Source organism: Alicyclobacillus sp. ALC3 (genome assembly GCF_028751195.1).
GTDB lineage: Bacteria > Bacillota > Bacilli > Alicyclobacillales > Alicyclobacillaceae > Alicyclobacillus_L.
In genome coordinates this window covers 78,202-97,244 of record NZ_CP066784.1, presented here as the reverse complement: position 1 = coordinate 97,244, position 19,043 = coordinate 78,202, and the positions used below count along the sequence as shown (strand labels likewise).

15 protein-coding genes are annotated in these 19,043 nt (G+C 52.1%); 4 read left to right on the top strand and 11 right to left on the bottom strand.

Features of this window, described 5'->3' with window-relative positions; genetic code table 11:
• Positions 1-65: 65 nt before the first annotated feature.
• The 4 genes from JC200_RS00480 to JC200_RS00465 all read left to right on the top strand — a co-directional run bounded on the left by JC200_RS00480 (position 66) and on the right by JC200_RS00465 (position 10,114).
• Entirely contained in the window at positions 66-956 is an 891-nt protein-coding gene (locus JC200_RS00480) for a patatin-like phospholipase family protein (RefSeq protein ID WP_274434239.1), read from the top strand.
• Positions 957-1,106: 150 nt separating this feature from the next.
• Positions 1,107-8,570, top strand: coding sequence for a beta strand repeat-containing protein (locus JC200_RS00475; RefSeq protein WP_274434238.1), 7,464 nt, complete (start codon positions 1,107-1,109; stop codon positions 8,568-8,570).
• 736 nt (positions 8,571-9,306) lie between these two features.
• On the top strand, positions 9,307-9,477 hold the full coding sequence (locus JC200_RS00470) for a hypothetical protein (RefSeq protein WP_274434237.1): 171 nt from the start codon (positions 9,307-9,309) through the stop codon (positions 9,475-9,477).
• 67 nt (positions 9,478-9,544) lie between these two features.
• Positions 9,545-10,114 (top strand): hypothetical protein, encoded by a 570-nt coding sequence (locus JC200_RS00465; RefSeq protein ID WP_274434236.1) that lies wholly within the window; start codon positions 9,545-9,547, stop codon positions 10,112-10,114.
• Positions 10,115-11,132: 1,018 nt separating this feature from the next.
• Here the strand turns inward: JC200_RS00465 and JC200_RS00460 are convergent.
• The 11 genes from JC200_RS00460 to JC200_RS00410 all read right to left on the bottom strand — a co-directional run bounded on the left by JC200_RS00460 (position 11,133) and on the right by JC200_RS00410 (position 18,916).
• Positions 11,133-11,255, bottom strand: a complete 123-nt coding sequence (locus JC200_RS00460) for a hypothetical protein (protein WP_274434235.1) — start codon at positions 11,253-11,255, stop codon at positions 11,133-11,135.
• A gap of 197 nt (positions 11,256-11,452) precedes the next feature.
• Positions 11,453-12,232, bottom strand: coding sequence for an arylamine N-acetyltransferase family protein (locus JC200_RS00455; protein WP_274434234.1), 780 nt, complete (start codon positions 12,230-12,232; stop codon positions 11,453-11,455).
• A 45-nt stretch (positions 12,233-12,277) separates the two neighbouring features.
• A complete protein-coding gene (locus JC200_RS00450) occupies positions 12,278-12,766 on the bottom strand; it encodes a GNAT family N-acetyltransferase (protein ID WP_274434233.1) in 489 nt (162 codons plus the stop codon).
• A 39-nt stretch (positions 12,767-12,805) separates the two neighbouring features.
• Positions 12,806-12,940 (bottom strand): dienelactone hydrolase family protein, encoded by a 135-nt coding sequence (locus JC200_RS00445; protein WP_274434232.1) that lies wholly within the window; start codon positions 12,938-12,940, stop codon positions 12,806-12,808.
• 62 nt (positions 12,941-13,002) lie between these two features.
• Complete coding sequence (locus tag JC200_RS00440) at positions 13,003-13,476, bottom strand: GNAT family N-acetyltransferase (protein WP_274436649.1); 474 nt, start codon at positions 13,474-13,476, stop codon at positions 13,003-13,005.
• A gap of 611 nt (positions 13,477-14,087) precedes the next feature.
• A complete protein-coding gene (locus JC200_RS00435) occupies positions 14,088-15,086 on the bottom strand; it encodes a site-specific integrase (RefSeq protein WP_274434231.1) in 999 nt (332 codons plus the stop codon).
• A 21-nt stretch (positions 15,087-15,107) separates the two neighbouring features.
• A complete protein-coding gene (locus JC200_RS00430; protein ID WP_274434230.1) occupies positions 15,108-16,196 on the bottom strand; it encodes a helix-turn-helix domain-containing protein in 1,089 nt (362 codons plus the stop codon).
• A gap of 613 nt (positions 16,197-16,809) precedes the next feature.
• Positions 16,810-17,691: an aminoglycoside 6-adenylyltransferase gene (locus JC200_RS00425; protein ID WP_274434229.1), complete on the bottom strand. Its 882-nt coding sequence runs from the start codon at positions 17,689-17,691 to the stop codon at positions 16,810-16,812.
• Positions 17,692-17,837: 146 nt separating this feature from the next.
• Positions 17,838-18,032, bottom strand: coding sequence for a hypothetical protein (locus JC200_RS00420; protein WP_274434228.1), 195 nt, complete (start codon positions 18,030-18,032; stop codon positions 17,838-17,840).
• A gap of 413 nt (positions 18,033-18,445) precedes the next feature.
• Positions 18,446-18,709 carry a type II toxin-antitoxin system RelE family toxin gene (locus JC200_RS00415; RefSeq protein WP_274434227.1) on the bottom strand — a complete coding sequence of 88 codons (264 nt, stop codon included), beginning with the start codon at positions 18,707-18,709 and terminating at the stop codon, positions 18,446-18,448.
• Positions 18,710-18,916, bottom strand: a complete 207-nt coding sequence (locus JC200_RS00410; RefSeq protein ID WP_274432747.1) for a hypothetical protein — start codon at positions 18,914-18,916, stop codon at positions 18,710-18,712. It lies immediately after the preceding gene.
• Positions 18,917-19,043 lie beyond the last annotated feature (127 nt).

Sequence of the window (19,043 nt, the reverse complement as noted above, 5' to 3'; positions counted from 1 at the left end):
AGAATGAACTGATTCACGACTTGTCGTTCCGCCAAGCAGGTCATGAGGTGAGGGGGTGGAGACGAGTGGCTAACGTTCATCCGCGTCCGCGTGTTGGAGTAGCACTTTGTGGCGCAGAGTTGGCAGGCGTCGCGCACGCAGGTGTGTTGTGCGCACTCGAGGAGATGGGGGTGCAAATCGACCACGTTGCCGGCAGCAGTTCGGGGTCGCTAGTCGCCGCGCTGTATGCGTACGGCTACAGATATCGTGACTTTGACGCCATGGTCAGACGATTTCCAGGGCTGCTGCTTTCCGACTATGGCTTCCCAGTGGTCACATCGGTCTTGAACATTGTTCGCAAATCCGTTCACATCAATCAAATCCCTGTGCCGAACGGACTTCTTCGAGGTCACAAACTACTGAAGTACATCCGCAATCTTCTGGCAGACCGCAAGCCGCAAATGGACTACTCGCTGGTCGCAACAGACCTTTTCTCCACAAAGGCAGTGGTCTTCACCAATCACACGGAGACTATCGAGCAGGGGACAGCCTATCGCAGCACCGACGTGCCCCGCGAGGTACTTGGTAGCTGCGCGATGCCGGGAATGCTGACACCTGTTCCCTTGCGTGGTTGGTTGCTCGTGGATGGGGGCGTACGAGACATCGTCCCTGTTCAAGCTCTGAGAAACGCAGGTTGCGACCGGGTCATAGCCATTGATGTGCATCAACTACCTGCGACTTGGCGACCTGTCACGACAGTTGACGTGATGGCTCGTTCGATGGCGACACTGCTCGACGAGGCGAAACAAACCAGCGACCTCGCGGGGCGAGATGTGTTCGTTCTACGACCTGACCTCGAGTGGACCAGTTGGTGGGCGGCGCGCAAGCCGATGGCGCATAATCTCCACACAGCACGCACATACACGCACCAACAGGCCAGTGAGCTGATGAGGTTTTTACGTAGGTCATTTGTGTGAGGAAATATTACATCCCATCCACCTGGTTCTAGTTTGGAATCTGATAGGGTTGAAATCTAGACTTTTGAGTCGATTTCTATTGCATTTTAGTGAAAACGCACATATGTTTAAGAGGAATAATTTAGAGAAATGAAAGGTAGGGGAAGGGTAGTGAGAAAAGCACGACATGTGTTAGGACCAGTAGTCGCGTTGTCGACTTTACTGGCGCCAATCGCAATTCCACAGGCATCCGCTAGTACGACTCAAATGGGGCAGATGCAACTCAAGAACATTGCAGTGAATGGAACGGTTGTCTCGCAAGTGTACGGTTTTGCCGCGATCGACCCAAGTACCGGTCATTACACTGAATACATGCCAGTGTGGTACATACAACGAGCGATGGCACAAGTTGGACTGAAATCGCAGTGGGATGGCGTAACCCGAATTCTGAACATCACGGAGCCCAATTCGACTATCGTCGTTGGAGCACACGGAACGCCGGGTCAGAGTGCGTTTAAGGTCTATGTGAATGGCAAGTACGTCACAGCAGCACCAGAGATTGTTCGCCCAGACCCATCGTCGGGAATCGACACCACGTACATTCCGATTTGGTACGTGAAGGCCACGCTCGACCAGTTGCAAGTCCCGACGACTTGGAACGGCTACGTGTTGAACCTCAGTGGAACCGTCCAAGCGAGCAGCACCAAGTCTAGCATCAGCACATCAGCGTCACACACCGTCGCTGGGCAGTCCGTCACAGTTTTCGTCAAGCCCAACGATGTCCTAGGCGCACCCCTCGGGTCCGGTCAGACAGTGGAAGTCTCGGACGGCGCCGGTAACTCGAAGCCGGCAGTCTGGAACGCGGCGAACAATGACTACGAAGCCACGTTCACGGAGACGACAGCTCAGACATACACCTTCAGCGCAACCGTAGACGGAGTCGCCCTGCAGCAGACGGCACCCCTCACTGTTTCGGCTGCGAATGTGAGCGCTTCCGTGTCCACCGTCAGCGCTCCGGCGACTGCGACGGCTGGAAGTGGCGTTGTCGTGCACGTCGTTCCTAAGGACCAGTACGGCAACGAGTTGATGGGTCAAACGGTCAATGTGTTTGATGGCACAACCACCAAAGCTGCTGTCTGGAATGCTACGAGCAAGGACTACGAGGTAACGTTCAACGAGTCGACCGTTGGCACGTACACGTTCACCACAACCATTAATGGCACACAGCTAGACAGCCAGCCGCAGACCGTCGTGAGCGCTGGGTCGATTTCGTCGCAGACAACTGTGACTGCTGCGAGCACGTCGGTAACCGCTGGCAACTCCAACGTCGCCATTTCGGTCGTGCCGAAGGACGCGAACGGCAATCCGCTTGGCAGTGGCCAACAGGTCACCGTGAGCGACGGTACCACGACAGAAACCGCGACTTGGAACGCTACCAACAACGACTATGAAGTGCAGTTCAGCGAGACAAAGGCGGGATCATATACATTCACCGCCACGGTGAACTCGACCCTGATTACGAATACTGCCAATGTCACCGTGAACCCGGCAGCTGTGAACGCGGGCACTTCACTCGTCAGCGCGAGCGGTGGCAGCGTGGCTGGCAGCCCGATTACCGTGTCGGTCGTGCCAGAAGACGCCTTCAACAACAAGATTGGCTCTGGACAGACCGTCACAGTGTCTGACGGCACGCAGACAAAGACGGCGACATGGAACGCGACGAACGGCGACTATGAGGCGACCTTCACGGAAAACACCGCTGGCAAGTACACCTTTGTGGCGGCTATGAACGGCGTAACGCTGTCCGAGCAACCGACTGTTACACAGGGTCCGGGCGCATATTCCTCGCAATCGACCGTTACGGCTTCGTCGAACAGCGTGACTGTCGGCAACGGCAATGTGTCGATTGCGGTGGTGTTGCGTGACTCAAACGGCAACGTCACTGCGTTGCAAGCTGGACAAACGCTCCAAGTTTCGGACGGCATGGGGCAAACGGCGGTGGCCAATCCGAATCCGAACGGCACAGGGTACATCGCGAACTTCTCGGAGTTGAAGCCGGGTGTGTACACCTACACGGCATCGGTAGTGCAAGGGAACACGACGACGACCCTGTCTGAACAACCGCAAGTGACAGTCAATCAAGGTTCACTGGACGCGTCAAATTCGACCATTATGGTGTCGCAACCAAACGGACAGCAAGTGGGTAACGCAATTGACATCAAAGTGTACCCGAAAGACCAGTTTGGCAACGTCCTGACTGGACAGACAATCACGGTTACCGACCAAAACGGACACAGTTGGTCCGCGCTGTGGGTCCAAAACGGGAATTCTGGGTACTATGAGGTCTCCAACGCGACAGAAATGAAGGCTGGTCAGTACACGTTCACAGCAACTGACCAAAGTGCCAGCATTTCGAATGGCACAAACACCGCCACGGTGACGCCGGGCGACGCTGCTTCGATGTCCACTGTCTCTGGCCCGCAGGGCGAGGTGACGGCAGGTGACAACAATGTCGTCATCACGGTGACACCGCGCGACAGCCAGGGCAATCTGCTCGGGAATGGCCAAACGGTTCTGGTGGGTATTCAGGGGACAGGCACAAGCACCTGGCAACAAGCCACCTATGCTGGAAACGGCCAGTACACCTACACGTTCACCGACCACACAGCGGGCACGTTCACCTACGCCGCGATGGTCGGCAGCAAACAGCTTTCGAACACGGCAAAGGTCAACGTCGTGGCGGGTGCACTCGATACGGCCACGTCTACTTTCACAATCGTGAACGGTGCTACGCAAACGGCCGGACAGCCATTCACAGTGATGCTGAGCCCAGTCGACCAGTATGGCAACAGCATCGGTTCCAACAAGAGCATTGCCATCTCGGATGGTAAAGGTCAAACGGTGTTCGCGACGTGGAACGGTACAGAATACACCGCGACGTTCACCGAAAACACAGTCGGAACCTACAACCTGACAGCGAATGTGGCTGGGCAGACCATGACCACATCAGTCCAAGTCAATCCAGGCGCATTTTCTGCATCGGGGAGCACCATCTCGTCGACCCCGTCTGGCAGCGTGACGGCAGGTAACCCTGTCACCGTGACGGTCGTGCCGCGTGACGCGAACGGCAACCCGCTGTTAGCGAGCCAAGTGCAGTCTGTGACCATCACGGACCAGAATGGGAACTCGTACACCAGCACAAGCAACCCGGGCAGCAGTACCTATAGCATCACGGTGAATGAGACCAAAGCGGGCCCAGACACGTTCACGGCGACGATTACACCGAAGAATGGTCCTGCTCAAATCTTGACTTACACCGTCAATGTGCTGCCAGGTGCGATTGACCAGGCCACCTCGAAACTGAGCGCTACCTATGCCACTCCGTTGCAGGTCGGCAATCCAATTCACCTCCAGCTTACACTGCAGGATGCGAACAACAACGGTATCGACGCATCTGGCGTGGTTGTGTATGACCAGTACGGGCAGGCCTTCCCGCTGACGGAAACGGCACAAGGAAGCGGTGTGTACACAGGCACTGCGACAGAGTCGACGGCTGGCAGCTATACTTTCACAACCACAGTCAACGGCGACCAGTTCTCGACTGGCCAAATTCAAGTGGCTGCAGGTAACGCAAGCGTAGGAAGCACAGTGTCCGGCCCACAACAGGCGACGGCCGGCAATAGTTTCACCATCACCGTTACGCCGCAGGATGCCAGTGGGAACCTGCTCGGCAGCGATCACACCGTTATGGTCGGAGTTCAGGGCACAAGCCAGAGCGGCTGGACCCAGGCTACGTACGCGGGGAACGGACAGTACACCGCAACCTTTACCGAGGACAAGGCGACCTCGTACACCTTCGCGGCCAGTGTCGACGGTGGTGCGGCACTCTCCAGCACGGCTACAGTCAACGTCGTGCCAGCGGCGCTCGATACGACGTACCCATCCTCCTTCGTCGTCGGGAGTGGCTCTGGCGCTCCGCAGACTGCGGGTCAGTCGTTCACTATCAGCTTGAACCCCGTCGACCAGTACGGGAACAGCATTGGATCGAACTTGAACATCTCCGTGACCGACGGGAATGGCCAGACACTGTATCCGACGTGGAACAATGGCGCCTATACTGCGACTTTGACGGAGAACACGGCTGGGACCTACAAACTGACCGCTTACGTGGCGGGTCAGACGATGACGGCAAACTTTACGGTGGTTGCCGGGGCGTATTCTGCAAACGGATCGACCATCACGGCCACTCCATCGGGTACCGTGACGGCAGGCAACTCTGTCACAGTGACGGTCGTGCCGCGTGACGCAAACGGCAACCCGCTGCAAGCCAGTCAAGTGAAGTCAGTGACCATGACCGACACCAATAAAGAGGTGTCCTCTACCACCAGCACAGCTGGTAGTAGCACCTACAGTACGACGGTGAAGGAGACGCAAGCTGGGACGGATACATTTACGGCGACCATCACGCTAGCAAACGGCCAAGTGCAGACGCTGACCTACACAGTCAACGTGCTACCGGCTGCCATTAGCACGTCGAATTCCAGTCTGACGGCTATGGGTGCGGCACCGCTGCTGGCTGGCAGTCCAATCAACCTTACACTGACACTGAAGGATGGGTATCTCAATCCAGTGACAGTTCCAAGCATCATCGTCACGGACCAGTATGGGCATACGTTCGCGCTTACAGAGACGGCTGCGAACAGTGGGGTGTACACGGGCACGGCCATGGAGATGAACACGGGCACGTACACGTTCTCGACAACGGTCGACGGCGTCCAGTTTGCTGCTGCGCCAGTCACCGTCAGCCCTGGCAGTGCGAGCTCACTGTCGACAATCGAGGCGCCGACAAACGTCATCGCTGGCCAGAACAACTTCACAATGACCATCACGCCGCGTGATAGCAATGGGACTCTGCTTGGAAATAACCAGTCCGTTCAAGTCAGCTCGAACGGCACGACATGGGCATACGCCACGAACAATGGCGATGGTACGTACACCTATGAAACCAGCTTGACGACGGCGACGAACAGCGGCAATCCGGACACGTTCTACGTCAAGGTGGGCGGCGTCGTGTTGTCGAACACAGCGACAGTGAACGTCCTTCCGGGGTTAACAGTCCCGAGCAATTCCACTGTCGCGGTTGGAGCCAATCAAACGGCAGGGCAGTCCTTTAACGTCACGTTTACACCGAATGACAAGTACTTGAACCCGGTTGGACAGGGCCACACGGTCATGATTGCCGACCAGAACAACCAGCAGTGGACGGCCACTTGGAATGGCTCGGCATATGTGGCGAACGTCACCGAGGACAAGGCCGGCAACTACACGTTCACGGCGTACATTCAGGGGACGTCAACGATGAGTCAATCCGTGACCGTCAACCCTGGCGCAGTCGCTGGCGCGAACGTCACATATCCGACGAGCAACGTAGCGGCTGGCAGTAATAACGTACCAATCAGCGTGGTGCCGATTGACGCGTACGGCAACGTGATTCCGGCGAGTGCCATCGCGTATGTGCAAATCTCGGACGGCACGAACACACATCAGATTGCTACGCCGATGAGTGGGGCGTACTCCTGGACGTTCAGTGAAAACGCTGAGAAAACCTACACGTACACCATTACCATCGTTCCGACGACCGGGAATAACGTCGTCATGAGTGAAACGGTGAACGTGGTGTCCCCGGCAGCGACGACAGTGTCGAGCGTGACGACGTCTGCACCGGGAACAACCACGCCAGTGTCTCAGTTCACCGCCGGAGCGAACGTTCAGGTCAACGTGTCGCTCACAGGCACCAATAATGACCCTGTGACGGGCACATTGCCGAACGGTTATGTGTTGACCATCATGGACTCTGCCGGTCAGAAGGCGACAGCGCACTGGAACTCCGCTGCTGGCGCGTACATTGCCTCGTTTACCGAGACACATGCTGGCACAGTCACGTACACGGCGACGCTGATGGCCCCGAACGGAAGCACGACACAGGGTACCGGATCTACTTTGGTTGTGCCGGCTGCAGTCGATACGACGAACAGTTCGTTGGCACTGACAGGTGGGGCGACGTACCTGGTGACAGATCAGACTTCGACTTTGTTGCTGGCGCTCAAAGACCAGTATGGCAATCCAATCAACGGTCTGACTGCGGCTGACATCATGTCGAACATGTCGCCGACAACAGCTCAGTTCACGAACTTCCAAGCGCTCGGTAATGGTCAGTACTCGTACGACGTCACAACCACCGCAAACGGTAACTACACGTTTACGGAGTCTGTAGCGTATCCGACGGGTACCACGACACCGTTCACCATCAACCTGTCGTCGAATGGCAACGTGAACAACATCAGTACGAGCAGCACACTGTCCGTGAATGCGATTGAGACGGCAGGGCAGGCGTTTACTGTCACGGGTAACCTCGTTGACGCGAACGGGAATGTCATTACGAACGTCGGCAACCCGACCATCTACTTCGAAGACTCGTACGGTACCACAGAGCAGGCGACGTGGAATGGAACTGCCTGGCAGGCCACGTTCAACGAGCCTGTAGGACACGTGTCCTTCTCAGCGGTCGGTACGAACCCGACGCAGATGGTCATGGTAACGGCGCCGGCCACGACCTACGTAATTCCGCCGACGATGGTGGGCGCAGCGAACAATGTGCTCACGGCGGTACCAGGGGTGGACACGCTTCCGGGTGTTCCGTTACAGATGATGAACTCAGGTTCGACGACTCTGACGACAACATATCCGTCAGACCCCACGGATACGGCGCCTATCCCGTTTTACGATGCGTCTAACTTTGGGACGGTATCGCCGAAGAGTTTCATGTACCCAGTCACGCAGTCCGCGGGGTACGCAGGTCAGCCGTATATGTGGTTCGGGGGTAACGGGGGAGGCGCTAATCCGACAAACAACGGCTTGTCCTTCTTCCTAGCGACTGTGTATGAATCTGCGTCAACACCTGTGACGGTCACACTGAAAGCTGACGACGTCGCGATGGCCTATGTCAACGGGGTTCCAACGGCATTTAGCACAGACATCTCGGGCTACGGCTCGGCGGCACCGTCGAGTAATTTCCCCAATTCTAGCTCCGTAATGTTGAAACCTGGTTACAACCAGATTTTGGTTGAAGCTGCCAACGCGGGTGTCAGCACCAGTAATAACCCCGCCGGTGTCTCTCTGTCGGTCCTGAAATCTGGATCCAATCAGACAGTCATTGACACTTCATCAAGCTACCTCAGCGACTGGATGACCACGGGCTACACAATCAACACGCCGACGTTCTGGTACTCAAATTCACAGTACGATCTCAAGATGTCTGAGTACATGTTGAATCCGACCACTGCTACGGCTACACAGCAGTACAGTGTTTACCCACAGGTTTACCCTCTGTACGAAAACTTCCCTGCAGTGGTAACCCATGTGTCCTACGGACCGAATACCGTAACAGTGCAACCCGGCACCACGGCGACTGCATTGGAACAGTCCGTAGGCGACTTCTATGGCAGCGTGAATGGAGTAGAAGTCCTGCGGGGCGGGCAGGTGTTGCCAGGTAATACGGTACTGCAACCTGGTGACATTTATGTGGTTAGCGATGGGAATGGGTCTGTGTCCTACTGGCTCGTTCAGGTAGGCTGACACCCTCCACTATCGTAGCAAGTCTAGAAAATGCCCCGTCGACTGATGTCGGCGGGGCATTTTCATGGTACGCCCAGCATGGGCGGTTTCTATAGGGCGAAAGTTCCGTGTCGGGGGTGGTGACATAACTACTGTAAAGCCAATCGCGAGGGTGACCGTGGCAGGGTGGAATCTGAAGGAAGCTTGCAAAACTGTGCAGCCGAGGTACACGAAGTCGCAATTGACACGGTGACAGGTGGATGGGGAGCCGTCTCGATGTAGATTCAGTGGAGGGCGTCTGAATGCACGGCTGCAAAAATTATCGAAGTGGTCTAGCGCCTGCACCTGCGGCTGCTGGTCAGTCCTCTGCCCGTGTTTGATGGAAGGTCCCGCTGATGAGGAAGTCCCTTCACCCTGGTGCCTCCGGAGAGAATGTCTTACAGATGAGGTGTGCTTGATGTGGAGCATCGTGACCCAACCAAACTGCTTGATGAGATGAGTCCGAAGGGGAGAGCCATCATCACCAAGGGACGGAAATTTGGATCTGACGAATGTCCATCTAGAAGGCGCGGCTCAAGGCAACACCTTAGCCAAGTATGGGCGCTCGAAGGAGTAACGGTCTGATTGTAGGCTGGTCACCCTTGCCCTGTTGGTCGATGAATATGGCTTTCCGGTACTCAGCCATGTATATGGCGGGAATCAATCTGAGCCTGAGACATTGGGAAATATCTTAGCACGTCTTGAGGAGAGCACAAGCATGTTGGCTGGGACCGTGACGTTTGTCAGGGACCGGGGGATTGCCGCGCGAGAAAATATCGCGCTCATGCAGAATCATGGATATGCGTACTTAGTGGTTGAGCGTAGCCCCATACATAAGACATATGAACGGGAGTTTCGGGAGGAAAAGGGAGACGTTTACGTGGATTGACGAACGAGCAGACGGTGCAGACGCCGTATATGCGAAGAAGGTACATACTTAGGATGGCAAGGCGCACGTGCTCTGTATCAGCGAAGGTCGAGCGAAGAAAGAAAAGGCCATGGATGGATTGGCGGAGCAACGCTTCTTGGAGGATCTGGAACGGATGCGCCAATCGGTGACCAAGGGCACGATTGTGGTACCGGAGAAGGTGGAGCAACGTCTCGGGAGAATTCAAGAGAGACGAGCAAAGATTGCACAATACTATGACATGGAGATTGTGTGTGACGAGACGCAAAAGCGAGTCACTGCGCTCACATGGGTGAGGAAACCGACGCGAGAACAGCGAAATGTGCTGACGGGATGCTACGGGATTGAGGCTTCAAGCCGCCATGCAGAGCTGAGCGCAAAGGAAATCTGGAGCCTGTACATGACCCTTGGACGAGTGGAAGAGTGCTTCCGTTCTTTGAAAACCGATTTGGGAGTACGACCGGTGTACCACCAGTTGTCCGACCGAACGGAGGCGCACTTGTGGATCTCAGTGTTGGCGTATCATTTGTTGGCAGTGGCCGAGCGGGAGCTACGAGAGCAGGGGATAGGCGGCTCTGGGCCAGTATCCGTGACGTGTTCAGCACCCACCAACGAATGACAGTGACAATGACAGATGAACAAAATCGCGTAGATCACATCCGCGTCTCGGGGAAGCCAGAGGCGGAGCACAGGGAGATCTACCGGAAGTTACGCATCAAAGACCCATTGCAGCGGGAACACCGAATCGTAGACCGAAGGTTGTAGTGGCCGAACAAAAGCGGCCACCCAGTCAGAGCGCGTATTTGCCTGACGTTAGTCGGAAAGTCGGGTCAGGTTAGATAAGGTCAGCGTCGAGAATCGGCCGTCGGCATTGAACATTAGACTGTAGAGTCGACCAGGCGAATGCTGACAATGTCGTTAAACGTAGCGTGGACGAAAGGGAGCGACACCGTTTCCCTGAGCAACACCGGGATTGGCATAAATGTAGGCCTAGCGACGACTATGTCGTTATCTGGTCGCAAACTGCATCGTTGTGGTCCTGATGATGTCGAAAATGTCGTTAAACGTGCGGGAAAAGCGGTTTTGCGACATTTTTTTCTCTGAATGACGCTGGGATCTGCGTGAACTTTGGAAATAACGACGCCAGCGTCGTTATTCGCGTCCAAACTCCACCGTTGCGCTCCTGATGATGTCGAAAATGTCGTTAAAAGCGCGTGAAAACCGATTTAGCGACATTTTTTCCTTTGAGTGACGCCGGGACGGGAGTGAACTTTGACAATAGCGACATCCACGTCGTTACCTGGGTCCAAACTGCACCGTTGTGGTCCTGACGATTTCGAAATTGCAGTAGGGGAGGAAGACCCATTGAGGGAAAGCAGTCTTGTATGCTCGAAAGTAGCCTGCTGAGACACAAAACGCAGAGTGGCGCTGTTGCCTCGCACGTCGAAGAAGCGGGGTGTCTTCTGTGGCGTGATAAACTGAATATTTTATATTGGCTTATGCGGGGTGATGACCCAGTGCGCTCCAACCACCTATCAGACTGAGAACAGGATCTGTCCTGAGGTCGTGTTCACGTTTGCCGACGTCCGTTCCGAGCGTGGTCAGTGTGTCGATCGACGACTCTATCTGCACAATGCTCACACGGCCGGGCTGCGCGAGTTCTCATCAAACTCGTCAGACCAGAAACGGTTGCGGCTGATGCACAATCCGAGCCCGATGCTTGGGTGAGAGGGACTCTGCCAGACGACACTGATGAACATTCAGCAGCATGCCTCCACGGACCTGCGGTGCTATTTCACTAACGTCCGATAATATATATTATGTTAACTAATTATGCGGGGTATAAGTATCTGTCAATGACCAGTCTCGTTTCAGCACAAATGGCCATTGACAGCACGTGAAGTTACGATGTAAATCCCTCTGCCACTCTTGTGTCTCGTAATGTCGAACTTCAGAGTCACCTAACAATGATCCCAAAACAGCGTTCTAGTAAACTGTTTCGTTCATCCGTAGATCGAATGGGACGCTTTTTTTTATCAGAACCCAGTGTCTCAATAAATGAGTCGCCAGATATTGATGTTCGTCCACGAAGTGTTGCGATGGTAACGATAAGATTGTTTGTAAAGTGAGACGCAGGGGATGTTTGTTGATACGTGTTCATGTGGTCAAATTCCTCGATGTGTCGAGGCATTAATGTGAATCGAAATTCCGAAATCCAATCGCCGTTAATCCACTTCTGAAAGAAGAGAACTTCTGAATCAGGTTCATGTAAGATGCGGTATGACCCGCTAACATCGGTTACTATGTCGCCTGTAAGTGGTAACGGACTGCGAACGGAGTCCCCAAATCCAACATCGACAATATAGTCCTTATCAATGTGTACCATTAGAACCATGTGATCAAATTCAGGTCCGTATGATCCGTCGTCCCGAAGCACCTGGCCTGACAACATGGACACTTGATATCCAATGCGCATCAAAAGCCATGCCAACAATCCATTTAATTCGTAACAATAGCCTCCCCGTCTGCTCTCTACAATCTTGTTATACAAAGATTCCAAATCCAGCTTGATGGGAATTCTGCTAGTGATGTGTAGGTTCTCGAACGGAACAGACAACATATGGCGTAGCTGTATCAATCGGAGCGAGTCGTAATCCACCGCCATAGTGTCGACAATTCCAATACGCTCTAGGTATCTTTTTACATTCATTTCATTGCCTTCTACTCCGTTTTGCAAGACGTTACCTCCATTTTACTCAGTTGGCATGTATTCGATTCAAGATCAAATGGAGCGCTTGTAACGTAAGGAAACGTGGTCTTCGTCCTCCAAAGATGCATAAGCTTTTCTCTCCTGCTGAAACTGAAACCCGTGGGACTCGTAAAAGGGAATAGCCATTTGATTTCCCTTTGCAACCGATACCCATTGCATTTCCGCACCCAGTTCTTTTAATTCTTGAGTCACCGCATGAAGTAACAGAGTTCCGATACCTTGATACTTTCTCGTTGGTTCCACGTAAAGGACATATAGCTCTCCCTCTCTTTCCGAAATCATTCCTCCTCCACCCGCTCCCACCACCAATTCCCCGTCCAGCGCAACCCAATACTCGCCGTTGTGTACTTCTCTGGAAACACGCTCGACATTGTAGAATTCGTCAACAATTCTCTGTATGTAAGCCTTCGGTGCACTTGCGTATGTAGCCCAATAACCTCGCGTGCAGACGCCACAAATTCCTTCTACGTGTTTTAATTCTGCCTTTTGCACGGTAAGCATTTAAACCCTCCCACATTACAGTGATTCTATTTCCAGATTTTAAAATGCAAAATAGACTACATCATATCCGGTTTCAGATAGTCGTTCACAGACCTGTTTCATATGATCGTTTACCCCATAAATCTCATGAAGAACTACAACCACGGTGCTGGAATTATTGCGGTATGTTAGCATCAATTGTATCCTCGATTTCTACATTCCTACCGTCGCTAATCTTCCGTTTAGCGACACGGCTCTCACAACACTTTCTCAAGACACAACACTGTCCACTTGTCTCCTTGCTTCTCCTCATAAAACGCAAATCCCCTGTTAGTCCAAAATCTCAACGCATGGTCATTCCCTTTAATGACGCCGAGTCGCACCGTACCCTTTCCTAGATCCCGCATCAGACTCTCATATTTCCTCAACGCCTCAACAGCATAGCCTTGTCCATGATAGTGGCTATGTATCATGAGCAAACCCAGCCACGGCATGTTGTCATAGGGATTTTCCATCAAGTAGTCAATCACCCCTACGGCACGACCGCCAGCCACAACAAAATTCATAACCGCGTTATGACCGTTCGAGGATTCATACATGTGTAGGATTTCTCTATCAGTGAGTTCGGAATGACCCTCTGACAGTGTGTTATACGCATGGTTTGAATTAACAATCTCTTTCAATAGACTGATTTTGTCACCGGTAACCGGCTGGAACTCGATCAATTTCACCGCTCCCCGCAAGTCAATGCCACCGTTGTTCCCCGCGAATGGTTTGAAGTGAGTGTTACTATTACGCTATTTTGTCCGTAGGTTGTCGGTGCCTGATGTCCTGATTCTGACGAGTTCAATGTCCGCGTCAAGTTATTGCTCCACTTTCGCTGTTCATGGTGAAGAGCAAAGGTGTCCTGTGTTCGACGGTTTGGTTAACATAAGTGTGGATGACGACGCAACTTGTCCGTTTAAGGGTTTTTGGTGAAGTTAATGGACGTTGACGCCCGACTTCGCGTATGTTTTTCCCAGCAGATCGACTCTTCCAGTTCAATTGGAACTGTACTAACGGCGTCGCAATTAGGAATGAATCCGCAAGTTCGCAGATCTATCCACCGCCATCAGCCTTGGTTCCCCCCACCGCCTATCAAGGCGAAAGGATTTCCTTGACAAGTTCTCCCCTGGCTACCCTGGTCTTGACTGCTCTCTCAGGCTTGGCTGTACAAGAGAAATCTGCAATATCAAGGGGCCAACAGGAACGTCTCCAACGCAGCTTGATTTCGAACCGCCTGGCTACGTCCTGCCCATGCCTACAGAAGGGGGTTTTGCGGCCCACTTGATGAGAGTATCTGCTAAAGTCCCACGTACGTTGCAGCATTGTCCTGGTAGGGCGAGGCATACCGAATGTAGCGGCGCACCATCGCCTCACCCTTGTGCCCAGTCTGATTCATGATGGAATGCATGGAAGCGCCGGCTTTGGCGGCCGACGTGGCAAGTCCTGATCGCAGACTGTGGCCAGCGTACAACTCGCTTGGTAGCCCAATGGCCTCGGCGTAGTGCTTTACGAGGCGAGCGACAGTTCGGTCGGACAGATGTTCGTCTTTTCCCTCTTTCTTGATCCCAACTACGCCAACTCTCCCTGCCTTATCTACCCGTCGAAACACCGCGCCACTAGCAATGTCTGCTTGCTTCATCCATTCTTGCAAGGTTCGCACGGGGCATGTTTCAGGACGCGATCCGTATGGGATCCCGACTTTCCGCCCGTAGCCTTCCTGGTCTGTTTTGCTACGGCGGATGGTGATCGTGATCCCTTCTTGTGTCATCTCCAGGTCTTCTACGTCCAAAGCGACGAGTTCTGAGCGCCTGAAAGCACCAGCAAAGCCAACGAGAAGGATGGCTCGGTCCCGGAGGCCGCGCAGGTTGTCCGGTGCAACCCGAACCATACGGCGTAGGTGCTCTGTCAAAATGGGAGCTTTCTGTTTCGCCGCCACGCCCTGTTGGTGCCGAATGCCCTTCCAAGTGGACCGAACGTACTCGGACTCAATGGGAGAGGGCAGCCCCTTCGCCCTGTGCGCAAAGCTGATGGAGGCCATGTGTCTGGCAATTGTACTTACCCGTCTGCCTTGCTGGGACAAATGCGTTAAGTAGTTGGAGACTGCCTGGGGCGTTGCAGGCAGTACGCTGTATCCTACCCGGACGCACCAGGTAGTGAATACTTCCCAGTCGGACTTGTACGCTTTTTGAGTGCTTGCTATCCTGGACTGCCTTTGGAACTCTTCCGTCCCTGCCGTGAGTTGTTCAATTTCTGTGGATACTTCCACAGTCACTGTGCGATGCAACTGGATTGCCAAACATATCGCCTCCTACCGCTCTTAGTTGGCCTTGTAGACGAAGAGGCCTTTCTTTGGAGGAGCAACGTTCTGTAGGAGACTCAACATCCATCCCTTAAGGGAACTGTCCTCCACATCCGTGTTGCAACCACAAGCGTTCAATATCTCGCGAACTGTGCCCTGTTTGAGGATGTCGCGCTCTGACTTGATATCAACGGCCGGAGAGAGCCAGAGTTCCCGCCCGGAGGCGTCTTTGAGCACCACGTTGAACACGGTTTTGTGCCCCAGTTCGTTAATTTGTGACTGGTGAATATACCCCGACGCCTCCGCTGATTCCTTTGTCATGACAATGACTTCGGTTGGACGCGGCAAGAATTTGCGGTACGTCTCCAAAGTCTCCACGCTGTGGTCACTGGTGGACGAATACAACATGGTCTCAAGCAGTACGAGTTGCCCATCCTTGGCGTACAGCAATGTGTTTGGTGTAAGACGCACGTCTGTGGACTTATCTGATCCGACGCCATCATGTGCGTACACATCAACGGTACCGTTTTCGTCGCGGAACAGCTTCACGACCTGGTTGCTCAAGACCGGTTTCAAGTCATCTTGGCTGAAACCGCACCTTTCCAGAAAACTAACGGCCAAATGTGGACCTGTGCCTGCGTATCCGCAGTTGGCGCCTGTGTACCAGAACTCCTGCCCATCGGTAAATCGCAACACAAAGGTTGGACTGCTGACCGTACGCAATGGGCCATGAAAGTAAGGTTGTAGTTTAAAGAACCCGTCCATGGCTGCATCCAGTGTCCTGTTATATAGGAAGGCTGCCTGAACTTCTTTGAGATAACCAGTCTGTTCCCACTCGTCTATGAACTTGTGAGTCTGGACGTTTTCCATGTCGCTGATCCGGTTGCTTGAGGATGAATTATCATAGCCAGATTTCAGAAGATAGTCATCGATGTCGGAACGGAGGTACAATACTCCTTTGCTCATTTTCTTGAGCGGATGCAGGTGTCCTTCTCTAGTTAGTAAACTCACATGCTGCCTTGTGCACCCAAGTATTTCTCCGACTTCATCAGACGATAATACATTCGAAGCCAATTCATAGCGCATACGCTCACTTGTAATCGACATATCAGTAACACCTCTGCACATTATTGTTTCATTAAGTATAATTGTACTACTATTTATCAGGATTCTAGATAATAAAAATATAGATATTTAAAAAGATATTCATGTCCGATAACCCTTACTTATCGGACATAATATAAGGATAAGTATGGGAATTCCACATGGGTCGTAGTACTAAAGAATGGGGGTTGATTTGAACGATAGGGTTATAGAGGATTCTAATATCGATCGTAAAAATCATATCGTTAGGGGGATTTACGCTAGGAGTATGCGAATTTAATGGGCGGTGCTATATCTCATCGAATTACTGATATTTCTATTAAAATTCGTGAATGCTAATTGATTGGGGAGGCAGCTGTTTAAAGAGTTTAACAAGGCGTAGCGTTAGCCTAGTCATGAGGAATGAAAGGTACGAACCAGCGGAACAATTTTTGTGTCATGCCGCACTCGGGGGGAATGATGAGCCGTAGGAGACGACTCTGACGAAGCATATGCCCAAATAATAATGAATTTATATAAGATATCGCGCATATAAGTTCTGTTTCATGATGTATTCCTTCTTGCGCATTCGCCCCCGTTAGCGACAGAAGGGATGATGTTTTTCATTCAAGATGGATCAATATATACCGCTTGCGTCTCGGGGCAATGCACTAACATGTTGCAGGTATTCTGTCATGTTCTTGTCATCATCCGATGGATAGGGAAACGAAAAATCGTTTGCAATCCCTTCGGACATAATCCGAAAGAGTTCACATGTGATAAAGATCGAGTCCCAGAAATTATCGTAATTGCTATCAGAATAGGTTTTCCTATACATCTCCCAGTGCTTGGCTGTCAGATATCGCTTGAAGTACTTCCCCATCTTTCCTGCTGACATTTCAAAGGAGTGATTTGTTCCAATCCACCAACCCACCATCTTATCCAAATCGGCTCTAACAACCTCTTCGAACATCCGCTTGGCATAAGGGAGTTCGTCACGCCAAATCCCTTTGGCTACATTCTGAAGGCACCACCAAAAGTTGTTGGTACAACTCGTGAAATCCGATTCGCTTGGTGGCTTAATATGATAGTCGGCGTCCGTCGGTGGTGAGATTGTTGGCAAACAGTTGTCCTTGTCTAACAGAGAAATAGTAAGTTTATCTTCCCCATACTCATCCAACATGGCTTCTTTTGTTTGAATATGTAAGTCAATCCTATTCCCATCTTTAAAGCGCATCAAATAGCCGTATGAGCGGTCGAAGTCCGTATCCATTCCTTGGCTTTGATTATTCTTGTCTGGCTCCTGCATCATTAGTAAATCACCAAACACGTTTACCCATTTTTCGTCCTTAATAAACGAAGCGATCTCCGTGACGACATACACAACGTCAAAGTCCTGGAAAATGTCTCTTGGGACATTAGGATTGGTTCTTGAACCGTTCATATAGACAGCCCTAATACGCTCATCTCCTTGTGCTACCCCTAGTATCAAATCATACATTTCAGTTTCACTTCTCACATTGTCACCTCAATATTAAAGACTGAGATGGGGCATTACTGCCCGATAGCTCCGTAACGGAGGCTGAGTGCCGCCGAATCTTTATGCAACCGACGTCCGGATCTGCCTCCTGCAAATATGCCCCCGTTAATGACAGAACGTGGTCCCTACCTGTTCGCATCCCGTCGCCAGTTCGGCATCAAAATCCACGTGAACACAGTGACCCAAATCCATTGAATTAGGACAATCGCATGTTCAGCAGTCCTAGTCTCACCCCAACCTGAGATGTGTGACAGAACGTAGTCACGATAGTAGCCCGTCACGTCATTGAACACGATGTTGCTAACCACGGTGCTGATCATGAGAGGAACCCAACATATCAGCCATGCGCCTACCGTCCACGAGCGAGTCTGTATTGCGGGTTTAAATCTGTATGCAATAGCCACAAATAACGCAGGAAATAGAATCTCACTTATTCCGAAGGTTAACCATCCGAAAATGTGTCCGTGGGAAAAATTCCAGTTGTACCCGATTTGTTGCCATATCAGTCCCACGGCTACGTGATAAAGCAACAGTATTATCAGAAACAGGGTAAGAGGTTTGATGTATCTCAAATTGGTCCCCCTTATGCCATTGGGACTAAGCTGCCCCTACGTGCAACAAGACCTGCGAGCTACATTCTGCATGTTTATGCAGGTTCAGCACCAAGTCGCTCTGGGTTTCACATGAAAGATTCGTGGCTTTTATGACTCCATTCCACATCGAGTGGAGGGACCTAGAGCCTGTTGTAGATGTCCCCTCTACTCCCAATCGAAATAACGAGGATAGCCAGTTTTTCGTCTTCAATGGAAAACACAACTGGTAAGTCGCCCACTCGTAATCTGAGAATGTCTTCAGTACCTTTCAAGCGCTTGACCTGCCGGTTAGAAAACGGGTCTTCCGCCAATTGTAGCAGGGCATTACGAATTCGCTGTTTTGTCTGTGGGGTTTGTTTCTCTATAAACTTCCGAGCGTCTTTGCTGAAGATGAGGCTATACATTCAGTTGTCACCGAAGACTTCATCAAAGGAAACAAAGTCTCCCTGTCGCATCTCCTGGCGAATACGCTTGTATTCCACAATTGCTGCCTCGGATACGGACTCCTCGTCTTCGTCGATTAATTTGTCAATAAGGTCAGCTAAAGCTGGCAGTTTGTTCTCAGGGAGATGGTCAATTACGCGATGAAGCTGCTCACGAGATAATGCCATTAGACAGCACCGCCTTTTACACATATCACCCATTTTCCACATTATACCCCCAAGCGATACATTACGCGTTATTCATCCCGCTCTTCAGCATTGCTGCCCCTATGCGACATAAGCTTCCCTGTGTAAA